Below are 12,834 nucleotides of genomic sequence, written 5' to 3'. Positions count from 1 at the left end.
GCGGGAGGGACCCCCATCGCGTTGACGCCCTCCTCCGCCTTGCAGCTGCACGCACCAGACCCCGCTCGGGTCGGCTGCAAGGCGCCGCGTCTTACGGCCGGCCTGATCCAAACGACAGGCCCTAGGACCACCGGTCGGTGTCGGCCGGAAGACGACGAACGGAACGGGCCCGTGGCTCGGGGGAGCCCTGCCCTCGTTCAGCCGCACCAGGAGCTCCGACATCGGCAGGGCAACGCCTCGGGGCACCGCGTTTGACGGACCGGTTTTCTGACGACCGCGCAGCAGCGGCCACGGGAACACCAGCAGGCGTCGCACTACCGTCAGCAGCGACCTGCTCTGCCACATCAGCCGCTCGGTGATGCCGAGCAGGCGGGCGGCCAGCACCAGTGCCACCAGGTGACCGGCCAACACCACGCCGGTCGGCGGACCGGCGTGTGCTGCGCACAAGCCGGCGTAGCCGGCACCCACCACGATGACGTCCCAGGGTGCTGCCATGAGTGCGGGTGCTCCTGATCACGAGAAGAGGCCGGTCCGGGCCACAGGCCCCGGACCGGCAGTGGGGGCGTCAGCCGGCGGTGGGCACGGGGTCGCGGTCCGATCGGGCCGCCGCTTTCGGGTCGGCAGCCTGGACATCCTCGGACTGCGCGCCGGATGCGAGGCTTTCGGTCTCCTCCGGCTTCGCGCCGGACGCGTGGTCGGCCTGCGGTGTGTGACCGGCCCGCGGCTCGGGGGTGCGGGCGGCCTCGGGGGAGGAGGTGTAGGGGATCTCGCCGCTCAGGACGGCCCTGGCGCGCTTCTCGTCGAGCTGGCCCTCCCACTTGGCCACCGCCAGGGTGGCCACGCCGTTGCCGACCACGCTGGTCAGGGCGCGGGCCTCGGACATGAAGCGGTCGATGCCGAAGATGAGGGCCAGGGCGGCGACGGGGACGTGCGGAACGGCGCTGAGGGTGGCGGCCAGGGCGATGAAGCCGGAACCGGTGACCCCGGCGGCGCCCTTGGAGGTGAGCAGCATGACGGCGAGCATCGACAACTGCTGGGTGAGGCTGAGGTCGACGCCGAGGGCCTGGGCGAGGAAGACCGAGCCCATGGTCAGGTAGATCGCGGTGCCGTCGAGGTTGAAGGAGTATCCGGCGGGCAGCGTGATGCCGACGACGGGCCTGGAGGCGCCCGCGTGCTGCAGTTTGGCCATCATGCGTGGCAGCACCGGCTCGCTGGAGGAGGTGCCCAGGACGATCAGCAGCTCTTCCTTGATGTAGCGGAGGAACGGCAGCAGGCGCAGGCCGTTGACGCGCATGACCGTGCCGAGGACGACCAGGACGAAGAACAGCGCGGTGAGCCAGAAGGAGCCGACCAGCAGGAAAAGGTGCCGCAGGGTGTCCAGGCCGTAGTTGCCGATGGTGAAGGCCATGGAGCCGAAGGCGCCGATCGGGGCCAGCTTCATGATCCAGCGGATGAGCGTGAACAGGACCTTGGACAGCTTCTCGACGCTCTCGGTGATCCCCCGGCCCGCCTCGCCGGCGGCGTTCAGGCCGAAGCCGAACAGCACCGACACCAGCAGTACCGGCAGGATCTCGTGGCCGGTCAGCGCGCTCGGCAGGGTGTCCGGGATCATGGAGAGGACGAACGCGGCGACACTCTCGTGGCTCTGGGTCGCCTCCGGCGGCAGGCCCTCGGTGGAGAGGGTGGAGGGGTCGACGTGCAGTCCGCTGCCGGGCCTGACGACGTTGACGACCACCAGGCCGATCACCATGGCGACGGTGGTCAGCACCTCGAAGTAGATCAGTGCCTTCAGGCTGACCCGGCCGACGGCCCGCGCGTTGCCCATGGAGGCGATGCCGTGGACGACGGTGCAGAAGATGATCGGCGCGATCATCATGCGGACCAGCGCGATGAAGCCGTCGCCCAGGGGCTTCAGGTCGGCTCCGAACGACGGCCACAGCCAGCCGACGGCAGCCCCGGCGAGGACACCGATCAGACACTGGACGTACAGCAGGGACAGCAGTCGGCGGATGCGGCCGGGCGGAGCGGGGACGGTACCCGGGGCGGCGTCGTTGCGGCTCATGCGGGGCGGCCTTCCAGGAGGGGAACGAGGAGTTCGGCTCGGGCGATGCGGCGGGCGGCGCGGTGCAGCAGCACCGTGGGGGAGGCGCCGTCCGAGGCGGGTACGGCTCGGGCGGTGATGACACCGGCCGGGGTGCCCAGGCGCAGCGTGCCGTCGGCGGTCTGCCGGGCCACGCGGTGGGCGAGGGTGCCGGGGGTGGCGGCTGCGGTGGCCAGCGCGACGGCCGAGGTGAGACCGATCGCCGGGTGGGGTGCGTGCATGGAGACCATGCGGACGGCCAGGTCGTAGTCGTCCGGTCCGACCGGGGTGCCGTCGGTGGTGCGGTAGGCGGCGGGGCGGGCGACCACGCCGACCTTCGGCACGGCGTGGCTGACGGGATCGTTCTCCCTGGCCAGTCCCATGGCGAGGGCGGCCTGACGGCGCAGCACGGTGAGCGCGGGCACCGCCGTCGCGAACTCGGCCAGGGACTCGGTGCCTTGGAGACCGAAGGCCTTCGCCTCGAACAGCGCGGCGGGGGCGCCGGCGTCGACCAGGGACACCTCGACCCGACCCATGGGCCCGGTCAGGGTGTCCAGGGCGCGGCCGGTCGGCAGCGCGCGACCCGTGGTCGAGCCCGCCGGGTCCTCGAAGCCGAGCAGGACCGGCACCCCGAGTGCGGCGGTGCCCGGCACCGCGGCCGTGCCCTCGTCGGGCGCTGTACGCCCCCGGGTGGGGATGGTGCCGGTGAGGCGGGCCCCGGTGTTGACGTTGAGCATCCGCACCGTGGTGGAGTCCGACGTGATCGGCACCAGGGCGTTGTGGACGGCGTACAGGGCGACGGCGGTGGCGCAGTTGCCGCAGTTGCTGGCCCACTCCACCCGCTCGTCACCGATGCCGACCTGGGCGAAGGCGTACTCGACGTCGACGCCCGGCTCGGCCGACGTGCGGACGATCGCGGCCTTGGAGGTGGTGGAGGAGGCACCGCCGACGCCGTCGATCTGGCGGGGGTCGGCGGCGTTGTAGGCGGCGAGCAGCAGGGTGTCGGTGTCCACGCCGGTCGCCACCACGTCGTGGTGGCCGAAGATCCAGCACTTGCTGGTACCTCCGCGGATCATCTCGCCCTGCAGACGCAACACAACAGACTCCTCGTGGAAACCCCGACGGCACTTCCGTGCGGGACGCGATCCACACTGGGCGCGCGGAGCGTGAAGTACAATCTCGGAAATCTGCACGGGTATTAAGCCAGGGTTAATGCTGGAGGTGGCGCGGTGCTGGACGTCCGGCGCATCCTGCTCTTCACCGAGGTCGCCCGCCGAGGTTCGGTCACCGCCACCGCGCGGGCCCTCAACTACACGCCCTCAGCGGTGTCCCAGCAGGTCAGCCGCCTGGAGGCGGAGGCCGGGCAGCCTCTGCTGGAACGTCATGCGCGAGGTGTCACGCTCACCGACGCGGGACGCGCCCTGGCCGAACGCGGGGAGCGGATCGAGCGCGAACTGACGGCCGCGGAGAACGAGTTGGCCGACTTCGCGGGACTGCGCGCGGGCACCCTCCGGGTCGGCACCTTCCCCACTGTCGGCGCCTCTCTCCTGCCTCGCGCCGTCATCGCCTTCCGGGAAGCACACCCCGACGTACGGCTGACGGTGCGCAGCGCCCGTATCGCGGGTCTGTGGGCGATGCTGGAGAACCGCGAGATCGAGATGTCCCTGATGTGGGACTACGACTGGAACCGCATCGAACGCGAGGACATCGTCGTCACCTCACTCGTCGACGATCCTCCGGCCCTCCTGGTCAGCGAGGCCCACCCCCTCTCGGGCCGCCGCTCCGCCGCCCTCGCCGACTTCGCGAACGACCCCTGGATCACCCGCGCCGAGAACCATCCGGTGGCCGAGGCGCTCGCCCGCAGCTGCCGCACGGCCGGTTTCGAGCCCCAGATCGCCTACGAGGCCCACGACTACCAGGAGGCCCAGGCCATGGTCGCCGCCGGTATCGGCGTCGCCCTCGCCCCCACCCTGGCCCTGGAAGGCATCCGGGCCGGTGTCAGTGTCCTGCCGCTGCAACCCCCCGCGCCCGTGCGCCGCATCCTCCTCGTCCGCATGAGCGACCACGTCCTCACCCCCGCCGCCCGGGCGTTCGCGGGCTTCCTGCGTGACAGTGCCGCCGCGGGCACGTCGTCATGACCTTCCCGCGGTCTGCACTGGTCGGCGCTGGACAACTTCGAATGGGGCCACTGGGCGCCCACGTTCGGGCTCGTCACGGTCGACCGGGAGACGTTCGAACGCACCCCAAAGCCGAGCCCGGCCTGGCTCGGCGGTGTGGCGCGCAAGGGTGGTGCCCTGCACGAGGCGTAGCCTGCGTAGGGCGCGCGGATCTTGCGCGGCAGGCCTGACGGCAGTCCCAGCACCAAGTCCGCCCGCACCAGCCCCCACCTGCGAGATCGCGATGCCTGCCAGCTGGTTTCTGGGACTTTACGAGTCGAACCAGCGATACCAGATGGGCGTGCCTTCGCCTGCGCGCCAGCCCTGGTGGGCGGCGCGGCGTTGTGCGGGAGTCGTCAGCGACTCCTCGTGGGCGAGCCAGTCGAGGTACCACTCCGCAAAGGTTGCGGGCCGACGGTCGTCGTTGAGACCGCCCCCCGGCAGGCGCGCACGCCTAGCCGGGAGGCTGTGCCTTGGCCGCCGCAGCACCACGAATACCTCGCGAAGCTCTCATCTCCGCTCCCACCCGAGCCTCGGTGACTGCATCGGTTATCTGAGCGAACCCCCCTGTCCCTGTCCGCAACACGCCTATCTGCGCAAGCCCTTAGTTCACCTCAAGCAGCTGACCTGGGCGTACGGGCGAATCAGCGCAGTCCGGCGAAGAGATCGTTCTCGGGTACGGCCGCGCCCGTGGCGTCCTGGACACGTACGAAGGTCTCCATGCCCATCAACTCGCCGAACCTCTCCTTGCCCATCTTGAGGAAGAAGATGTTCTCGCCCTGACTGGCGTGCGCGGCCAGCGCGTCGAACTTCTGACCGCTGAACGCGGTGGTGTCCACCCACGTGGTGATCTCGTCGTCGGGGAGGCCGATCTCGGCCAGCGCGGCGGCCTCGGCAGGATCCGGCTCCGGCATGTCCTCACCGAACTCGCGCATGATCTCGCCGAACCGCTCGATCCCCGAGCGGGGCATCGTGGTCCAGTACACCTTCGGTGCCAGTTCGGTCATCTCCAGCGCCGCCATCGTGATGCGGTGGGCCTGGATGTGGTCGGGGTGGCCGTAGAAGCCGTTCTCGTCGTAGGTGACGACCACATCGGGCCGGTAGTGCCGCATGAGTTCCGCGAGTCGGGCCGCGCCCTCCTCCACGGGGGTCTGCCAGAAGGATCCGGGGGCGTCGTTGCTCGGCCAGCCCATCATCCCGGAGTCGGCATAGTCCAGCATCTCCAGATCGCTGACCTTCAGGACCTCACAGCTCGCCTCAAGTTCTTGCCGGCGCATCAAGGCGACCGCCGCCGGATCGTGCCCGGGATCGCCCGGCTTGACGCCCCCCGGTCCATCACCGCAACCGCCGTCGGTACACGTCACGAGAACCGTGCGGATGCCTTCCGCCGCATACCGCGCGAGGACCCCTCCGGTTCCGGTGGCCTCGTCGTCGGGGTGGGCGTGTACTGCCATGAGCGTCAAGGGCCGGTCAGTCATGAAACAGTCCTCCTGCAGAAATACGTCGTGATCCAAGTGTGCGGCGGGTGTACCGCGATCCTGGGGACCGGATCCGGGTGGGGCGGGCGACCCTGCGGCCTCCGTGCTCCCCGTCCCCTGCGGCGCCGGTCCCTCAGTCGATGCAACCGCGCAGGCCGGACCGGCTGTTCCCGGCGCGGCCGCTTGGTTTTCCAGACGTCGACGTTTCAACCCGAACGAGACACAGGCGCGACCCGCACGTCGCAGCCGCACGTCGGATCCGACTTCCATCGGCACGGCCATGAGATTCCGCCCGTGCCGCGGAGCGGATGTCCCGGCCGCCGGCCGGAGCCTTTCGAGGTGGCCAGGGCCGGAGTGCGGGCCGGTTCGCCCGGTACGAACCCCGCCTGCGGGCCCAAGCGTCATGCCAGACCGGTGGTGTGCGGGGTCGACTCCGGAGCGTAGCTGAACCGGGTGAGGAGCGCGTCCAGGCCCAGCGCCTCGACGCCGATCACCGGGCCCGTGAAGCTCCGGCGACCTCGGTGGCCACATAGCGCCCATCGATCGTGGCCAGTGTGCCGTCGAGCACGGCTTGATTGCTTGCCTGACGCACGCTGTGAGTCCGGTGCTGAGGGGGCCGGGTCACGGCAGCGTGATCGGGCCGCCCGACGGTCGCCACCCTGACCGGCCGGCCCGGCTGAGAGATGTCAGCGCGGAGCGATCGCTGCTTCGGCTGCAGCCTTGATCCGGGCGCCGAAGCGGTCGGCATCCTTGCGGGCGGCAGTGAGCGCCAGGCCGACGAGGAGCTTGCCAAGCCCGTGGCCTTCCAGAACGTTGAAAATACGGACCCGAGTGCTGCCGCCGGCCAGCGGCTCCAGGTCGTAGCCGCCTTCGCGGGCCGTGACGCTGTTCTTCGACACCTCGGCCCACCGGATCCTCACCGGGGCTTCGAGGTCGGTGATGCGGAACTCCCTGGCAGTTTTCATCCCGGCGTCCTTGACCGTGCTGCGGAAGACCGTGCCCACGGTGGTCGGGGCGTCGGGAACCCGCTCGATCCTGAGCACGCGGGGGCTGAACTGCCGATCGTTGCGTCCGTCGGCGAGGTAGTCGAAGACCGCCTCGACCGGTCGATCGACCTCGACCGTCGCTTCGAACTGTCCTGACATGAGCACTCCTCAAGCACTCGAGCAGAAGCGTGCCCGCGGCTCCTTCGGAAGATGCCCGCCGGACCGCTGGGCCGTGGGGGTTCCTTCGTACGCACCTGAAGGGCCGCGATGGCCAAAGAGCGCGGCGACGTCCGCTTCGTGCATCATCAAGCTCCGCGCTGCGGGCGTCGACATCACCACGGTACGTTACATCGGCATCACCCACGACCTCATGATGTGCTTCGTACGCCGACGGTCGTTTCCCGGGGCCCGAAAGGGCCTTGCCGCGCCGGCCCCTGCCGGTCCCCGAAGTGGTGGAGGCCGACCGGGGAGTTGGAGCCGCGCGTTTGACTTGCCTCGTTGCGATGGCAGGGTGGTAGGTAGGCAAGCGGTTGGGAGGCTCGGCATGGCATCTGATTCTGCATGGCGATCCGCGGCGCGGCAGTTGCCGCTCAGGCTTCCCGCCGGTGCGTTCTTCCTCAACTCCGGGCTGTCCAAACGCGGCGCGGACCAGGCCACCGCTGAGGGACTGCAGCAGTTCGCCGCCACCACCTACCCCTTCTTGGGCAAGCTCGATGCCCAGCAGTTCGTCCGGTTGCTCTCCACCGGGGAACTCGCCATTGCTGCCGCGTTGCTCCTGCCGGTGGTCCCCGCCGCTGTTGCCGGAGCCGCGCTGACCGCGTTCTCCGCCGGCACTCTCGGGCTGTACCTACGCACGCCCGGCATGCGCAAGGAGGGCAGTCTGCGCCCCACTGAGCAGGGAGTCCCGCTGGCCAAGGACGTCTGGATGCTGGGCGTCGGCATCTCCCTCGTCGTCGAAGGCGTCAGCGATCACCGTCGGTGACGATACGGATACGGTGCACCTGCTGCTGTGACCCCGTAGGTTCGCCAGGTCGTGTCAGGCGGCGGCTTTGAGCCCGCCCGAGGCGCGGGGAAGACGTCGGCGTGTGCAGGTCGTGTGTTCGGCGGACCGCCCGCCTCGCGATGGATGGCACGGGCGGGGCGAGCGATGCCGGAGGGCAGGGCGTGCCCGGCGAAGTCGATGGTCATCTGGGAGACGATGACACCGCAGGTGGCGCTGGCGAGAGAGCTGCCGATGGAGCGCAGCAGGGTGTTGACGGCGTTAAACAGCCACCGCGCACTGCGCACACTCCGTCAACTCGTCGTCGATCAGGAAGAGAGCTGAGACCGGCGACCATCAACGGGCCCCGGGCCGACCGGAGTTCCACCGGTCGGCCCCGGGCGTTCCGCGGGCTACCTCTGCGTGAGCGGTGTGACGGCGATCCGGTCGATGACCGGCGCGTACTTGGAGCGCTGGTCGTACGGGTTGTAGGTGTCGCCGTTGAAGTCGGGCAGCTCGTCCGCCGTGAACGTGAGCCGGTTCGTGCCCTTCTTCAGTGTCACCGGGACGGTGAGTTCCCAGAAGTTGTTGAAGTGGAAGGTGGTCGGGAACAGCACCCGGCGGGCCGGTCCGCCGTTGACCGAGAGGTCGGCGTGGCGGGCGATCGGGTCGGGGTTGTAGTGGGTGGCCGGGGCCTGCTCAGCGTTGGAGTAGCGGATGGTCACCGCGTGCCGCCCGGACCGCTGGGCGACGACGTCGACGCTGAGAGCGTTGTCCTTGCCGTCGCCGATACCGGTGACCGCCTTGCCGCCGGACGCGAAGGTGTAGGCATCGGTGACCTTGGCGGCGCCCGTCAGGATGCCGGCCTCCGCCTGGTACACCTTGGTCGCCGACGTGCCACTGGACGGGGCGACCCGCAGCCGGTCGAGGACCAGCTCGCCTGACGTACCGGTGACGGTGATCTTGTTGATGCCGCCGGACAGGAACATCCGGACACTGTCCGTGCCCTTCTCACCGCCTCCGACCTTCGGTACGTCGAGCTTCTCGCCGTTGAGGGACAGGCTCGCCCGCCCACCGCCCAAGTGGTCGACGGACACGGCCGATTCACGGTCGGAGGGGGAGTGGACCCAGAAGGTCGCGGAGTCGCCCTTGGCCAGCGGTACGGCGCCGGGCCCCGAGGCGCCGCGGTGGGCGTAGTCCGGCGTGGCCCCGTCGAGAGCGGCGTACTCGGCCTCGTAGACCGCGGGCGCGGTCACGCGCTCGTCCCGCAGCGCCAGGTCGACCTTGTCGATGATCGCGTCGCCCTTGGTGACACCGAGGTCGGGGTCCTGCGCGGAGAGCGTGATGCGGTGATGGCCCGCGGTCAGCCGCACCGTCGTGTCGGTGTGACCCCAGACCACCCACTTGTAGCCCAGCGGCAGCAGCAGTTGCTGCGGGTCCTCCCCGTCGACGCGCACGAAGACGTTGGTGGGGCCCTGCTCCTTCACCAAGTCGTAGAGGTTGTAGGAGTTGGCGAAGACGCTCAGGTCGTACGTGCCGTCCTGCGGGACCTCGACGTCGAAGGCGAGGACCCCGTCCGATCCGGTGCGCAGACCGCCCACGTTGTAGGCGCCGGAGGTGGCGAACTTGCCGACGTCCTGCGGTGAGCCCTCGGGGCCGTTCCTGGAGTAGCCCTTGCCGGTGTAGGTGGCGTTCTCCGCCTCGTACGTCTTGCGCCAGCCGACGGAGGGTTCGGCCGGGACGCCGCCGTGGCCGCCGGGGGAGAGGATGACCTGGTACGCCGACATCTCGTTCATGCCGGTCATGGGCAGCGTGACCGAGCCGTCCGCGCCCACTGCGAGCTCCCGGTCCGCGAGCCGCAGGGGCTGGGCCGAGTCGCCGACCTGTCCGGTCCAGGGGATCTCCTGGACGGTGGCGTGGACGGTCGTTCCGAACAGCTCGGGGTCGATGTTCTTGAAGACGACGTCCGCGTCACCGCTCTTGCCGCCGAAGATCGCCCGGGACTGCTTCTTGTCCGCGTCGAGGGTGGCGACGCCCTGGAGGGTGTACTGCTGGTTGGGGTGCGGGGCGGTCACCTCCACGGTGTGGCCGGTCATCCGGCCGTAGGCATTGAACAGCCACCACTGGCCGTTGCCCTTGTTTGCCTCCACCGCGGAGTCGTTGAGGTTGCCGTCGATGTTCCAGTACGCCAGGTCGGCGTCGATCTTGGACTCCTCGATGGCGGAGACCCACTGGACGACCTGGCCGGGGACGGAGAGGTGGTAGTTGTGGCCGTACTCGTTGACGTTGATCGGCAGCGGGCCGACGCCGACGTCCTTCTCCATCTGCCGGTACTTCGCCACGTTCGTGCGGACCGCGGCGGGCGACGACAGTTCGTGCCAGGTCATCACGTCCGGGACGACGTCGTTGGCCTTGGCGTACTGGAGGAAGCCCTTGACCTGGTCGTAGAGGACGCTGGTGTTGGGGCCGGCGACACGGGCGTCCGGGTCGAGGTCCTTGATGAGGTGGTAGACCTCCTTCCAGGCCTCGAAGTAGTGCCGCGGGTCGTCCAGCCAGGAGACCTTGTTGTAGCTCCACTCGCCGGTGCCGAACATGTTCCCTTCGGGCTCGTTGAAGGGCACGTAGACGACGTGGTCCTTGTAGTCGCCCATGGTCAGGACCTGCTGGACCTGCTTCTTGATCTTCTCCTTGAAGTCGGCCAGCCGCGCCGTACCGTCCGCACCCGGCCACTGGTAGGGGAAGCCGCGGTAGATGTCCGTCATGTAGATGTAGACGTCCTTGCCGCCCGAGTCCACGAACGGCGGCAGCATCTCCAGGGCGTCCGCGCCCGGGTGCTGGGGCCCGTCCTGGGCCTTGGTCGACACCGTGCGGACGTGCATGCCTTCGAGGACGTTGCGGCTCGGCACGCCGTCGCCGTAGACGCCGTACAGCGAGCCGGAGGCACCGCCGTGGAAGGCGCCGGTGTCGGTGGCGAGGTCGATGGTGAGCTGCTCCGGTTCCGCCGCGCGGGCGGTGCCCGCGGTCGGTACGGCGAACACGGCGGCGAGGACGGCCGCCGCGGCACCGGCGCTTGCTGCTGATGTGCTGCGTCTGCGTGGCACTGAGGTCTCCGTGAAGGTGATCCGTCGCGTCGGCGATGCGAACCGGTTCGATCAATAGGTCAAGTCGGTGAGGCCTTGCTTGGCCTGGTATGGCTCGGGGGCATCGAGATCAGGAGCGGCTCTTGATCGGCTCTGTCGAACCGGTTCGCCGGAACCTAACACCGCCGGAAACGGACGAGCAATACCTCCGACACGGATCGGCCGGTGAACCGACACGCGAAGATCCTGCTGGGCGGCAACGGCAACGGCATCGGCAACAGCGGCACGGTCACGCTCCATCCGACCCCACCGTTTCCACGGGGGCTCCCCGCGACGGTGGGGAGCCACCGCTGTCGTCCCCCCTTCGGCTCACCGTGTCGGCCGAGGAGATCGAGCTGGCGCCGTTCGCCGACGATCCGGCCGTCGGCCACGTAGGAGAAAGTTCATCGCCTGCACCGAGATCTTGTTGCCGAAGTGTCACCTGATGACCACCGGGTGACCGCTGTCCGCCCGGCGATCTACCGGAGTCCAGGGAATGCTGGGAGAGCGTCACAGCGAGCGATCAGCCGCCGACACGCCGCGCGAAACACCCGAACCGCACCGGAAGGAATCTCACGCCATGACCGCGACCGCGCCCAAGGCACCGACTGCACCAGGGGTGCGGTCCTGGTGGGGAATCCCGTTCGCCACCGCTGAGCGATACCGCCGCCCCGTGGTCGCGGATTTCGATCCGGATCGCCCCTATGACCGCAAGGGCGTCGTCTCTGTCCAGCCCGATGCCGGCGACTGGCTCGAAGCGGACAGCGGGATGGGCGAGGACTGCCTGAACCTGAACGTGTGGGCTCCGGAGGAGTCGGCCGGGAAGACGCTCCCGGTGGCCGTGTACATCCATGGCGGCGGATTCGAGTTCGGTGCGAACACGCAGGCCACCTCGAACGCCGCCGGTCTCGCTGCGACGGGGCGCGTGGTGAGCGTGTCGGTCAACTACCGGCTCGGCGCGCTGGGCGCTCTCTCGCTGTCGCAGTACGGCGGGCGGCTCGCCGAGGCGAGCAACCTGGGCCTGCAGGACGTCATCGCCGCGCTCACCTGGATCAAGCAGAACATCGCCTCCTTCGGTGGCGATCCTGACAACGTCACCGTCTTCGGCCACAGCGCCGGCGCCTACTCCACCCTCGGGCTGCTCGGGGCCTCCTCCGCGGACGGCCTGTACCGGCGGCTGGCCGGGTTCTCCGGCGCGCCCTCGCGTCTCGTCCCGGCCTGGTGGGCCGAGGAGCTCGCGGAGCGGTTCGTGACCGAACTCGGTGTCACGGGCAACCCCGACAAGCTGATCGATCTCGACGCGGCCTCCCTGGTGGCCGCCCTGCGCAAGGTCTGCCCGACGGATCTCGGAGTCCGTGGCGGGATGGACAACCAGAGCCTCGGCGTCGTCCTGGACGCCGAACAGCCCGGCGGGGTGCTGCACGCCCACCCCCTGGACGTCCTGGCCTCGGGCTCGCACCGGCCCATCGACGTACTCCTGAGCACGGCCAGTGACGAGATGGGCTGGTGGGTGGCGAACGACCTCGACCGGTTCGACCCGCACACCGTCGACCGCGTCACGGACGAATTCGCGGGGTGGCGCATTCCCCGCTCCCGCGCCAAGAGGATCGTCCATACCTACGACCAGGGCGGCCGCACCCCTGCCGAGGTCCGCTCCGCGGCCCTGACGGACTACATCTTCACGCTCCCCGCAGCCCGCGGCGCTCTGGCCCACGCCGCCGCAGGCGGCAACGCCCATCTCCTCATGATCGGGCCCGCCGAGGGCGCGCCCGCCGTGCACGGCACCGAGATGTACGCCCTGGTCGGCCAGGAACAGCCGGGCCGCAGCCCCGAACAGGCCGGCCGTGACACGCGGATCCGCGACATCGTCCTCGACTTCGTCACCGGCGAGCAGGCCCGCCGGTGGCCCGCCGTCACGGACCGGCCCACCTCGGGGAGTGTCGGCAACCCTCCCTACGAGCCCAGCGCCCACTACCAGGCGGTCCTCGACCTGTTCGAGAACATCGCCCGCCCCTGACCCTCACCGGGCGATCGGG

9 protein-coding genes and 2 pseudogenes are annotated in these 12,834 nt (G+C 69.7%); 5 read left to right on the top strand and 6 right to left on the bottom strand.

Annotated features, from left to right (window positions below):
* The 3 genes and pseudogenes from ACGFNV_RS44940 to ACGFNV_RS44930 form a co-directional block, all read right to left on the bottom strand.
* Positions 1 to 495, bottom strand: a pseudogene (locus tag ACGFNV_RS44940) (hypothetical protein); the annotation flags it as partial.
* Between the two features lie 70 nt (positions 496 to 565).
* Positions 566 to 2,062: a C4-dicarboxylate transporter DctA gene (gene dctA / locus ACGFNV_RS44935; RefSeq protein ID WP_393631268.1), complete on the bottom strand. Its 1,497-nt coding sequence runs from the start codon at positions 2,060 to 2,062 to the stop codon at positions 566 to 568.
* Complete coding sequence (locus ACGFNV_RS44930; protein WP_393631266.1) at positions 2,059 to 3,177, bottom strand: PrpF domain-containing protein; 1,119 nt, start codon at positions 3,175 to 3,177, stop codon at positions 2,059 to 2,061. The genes dctA and ACGFNV_RS44930 overlap by 4 nt, the downstream gene beginning before the upstream one ends.
* Positions 3,178 to 3,309: 132 nt before the next feature.
* Here ACGFNV_RS44930 and ACGFNV_RS44925 point away from each other — a divergent pair, with 132 nt between their 5' ends.
* Both ACGFNV_RS44925 and ACGFNV_RS44920 read left to right on the top strand, forming a co-directional pair.
* Positions 3,310 to 4,218 (top strand): LysR family transcriptional regulator, encoded by a 909-nt coding sequence (locus ACGFNV_RS44925; protein WP_393631265.1) that lies wholly within the window; start codon positions 3,310 to 3,312, stop codon positions 4,216 to 4,218.
* Positions 4,219 to 4,230: 12 nt separating this feature from the next.
* A pseudogene (locus tag ACGFNV_RS44920) lies at positions 4,231 to 4,389 on the top strand (family 1 glycosylhydrolase); the annotation flags it as partial.
* Between the two features lie 491 nt (positions 4,390 to 4,880).
* Here ACGFNV_RS44920 and ACGFNV_RS44915 read toward each other — a convergent pair.
* Together ACGFNV_RS44915 and ACGFNV_RS44910 are read right to left on the bottom strand one after the other, a co-directional pair.
* Positions 4,881 to 5,714, bottom strand: coding sequence for a PIG-L family deacetylase (locus ACGFNV_RS44915; RefSeq protein ID WP_393631263.1), 834 nt, complete (start codon positions 5,712 to 5,714; stop codon positions 4,881 to 4,883).
* A gap of 686 nt (positions 5,715 to 6,400) precedes the next feature.
* Positions 6,401 to 6,859, bottom strand: coding sequence for an SRPBCC family protein (locus tag ACGFNV_RS44910; protein WP_393631261.1), 459 nt, complete (start codon positions 6,857 to 6,859; stop codon positions 6,401 to 6,403).
* A gap of 385 nt (positions 6,860 to 7,244) precedes the next feature.
* Between ACGFNV_RS44910 and ACGFNV_RS44905 the strand changes: the two genes are divergently transcribed.
* Together ACGFNV_RS44905 and ACGFNV_RS44900 are read left to right on the top strand one after the other, a co-directional pair.
* Positions 7,245 to 7,682, top strand: a complete 438-nt coding sequence (locus ACGFNV_RS44905) for a hypothetical protein (protein ID WP_393631260.1) — start codon at positions 7,245 to 7,247, stop codon at positions 7,680 to 7,682.
* Between the two features lie 198 nt (positions 7,683 to 7,880).
* Complete coding sequence (locus tag ACGFNV_RS44900) at positions 7,881 to 8,024, top strand: hypothetical protein (protein ID WP_393631259.1); 144 nt, start codon at positions 7,881 to 7,883, stop codon at positions 8,022 to 8,024.
* Positions 8,025 to 8,092: 68 nt separating this feature from the next.
* On the opposite strand, the gene ACGFNV_RS44895 is transcribed toward ACGFNV_RS44900, so the two are convergent.
* On the bottom strand, positions 8,093 to 10,717 hold the full coding sequence (locus tag ACGFNV_RS44895; protein ID WP_393631271.1) for a cellulosome protein: 2,625 nt from the start codon (positions 10,715 to 10,717) through the stop codon (positions 8,093 to 8,095).
* A gap of 661 nt (positions 10,718 to 11,378) precedes the next feature.
* Here ACGFNV_RS44895 and ACGFNV_RS44890 point away from each other — a divergent pair.
* Positions 11,379 to 12,815, top strand: coding sequence for a carboxylesterase family protein (locus ACGFNV_RS44890; RefSeq protein WP_393631258.1), 1,437 nt, complete (start codon positions 11,379 to 11,381; stop codon positions 12,813 to 12,815).
* Positions 12,816 to 12,834: the final 19 nt, after the last annotated feature.

Source organism: Streptomyces sp. NPDC048751 (genome assembly GCF_043198595.1).
GTDB lineage: Bacteria > Actinomycetota > Actinomycetes > Streptomycetales > Streptomycetaceae > Streptomyces.
This window is presented reverse-complemented; position numbering and strand designations above follow the sequence as displayed.

Coding starts and splice junctions, on each gene's coding strand:
- dctA (WP_393631268.1), bottom strand. CDS start 2,062: ATGAGCCGCAACGACGCCGCCCCGGGTACCGTCCCCGCTCCGCCCGGC.
- ACGFNV_RS44915 (WP_393631263.1), bottom strand. CDS start 5,714: ATGACTGACCGGCCCTTGACGCTCATGGCAGTACACGCCCACCCCGAC.
- ACGFNV_RS44910 (WP_393631261.1), bottom strand. CDS start 6,859: ATGTCAGGACAGTTCGAAGCGACGGTCGAGGTCGATCGACCGGTCGAG.
- ACGFNV_RS44905 (WP_393631260.1), top strand. CDS start 7,245: ATGGCATCTGATTCTGCATGGCGATCCGCGGCGCGGCAGTTGCCGCTC.
- ACGFNV_RS44900 (WP_393631259.1), top strand. CDS start 7,881: ATGGTCATCTGGGAGACGATGACACCGCAGGTGGCGCTGGCGAGAGAG.
- ACGFNV_RS44890 (WP_393631258.1), top strand. CDS start 11,379: ATGACCGCGACCGCGCCCAAGGCACCGACTGCACCAGGGGTGCGGTCC.